The following is a 381-nucleotide window of genomic DNA, read 5'->3' on the forward strand; positions in this document are numbered from 1 at the left end:
CCGCCCGCGGGCGGGGACAAGCCCCGCCCCTACAACACGGGGTACGTCCCCTTTCAGGGCCCTCGCCGCGGGTTCGGCGGGAAGAGGAAGCCGCGGCGGAAGGGGTGCGCTTTGCCGCCTGCGGCGAAAGGGACTCCTGGGCACCCACTCCTCTTCCGCGCGTAGGGGCCGATGCCCTCATCGGCCCGCGGGCGGGGGTGGGCACCCGCCCCTACGGCGCAGGGCGCTCCCCACCTTCGTGGCCCCCGCGCGAACCCAGCGAAGCGGTTCGCGTGGGGAAAAGGAGGCCCAGCGGCGGGAATGAGCGTTCGGGCTCGCCCGGAAGCGAGTGATCCAAAGCTTGGGCTGACGCTGTCACGCTGCGGCGGCTGCGCGACGCCA

It is taken from the genome of Flavonifractor plautii ATCC 29863 (assembly GCF_000239295.1).
GTDB lineage: Bacteria > Bacillota > Clostridia > Oscillospirales > Oscillospiraceae > Flavonifractor > Flavonifractor plautii.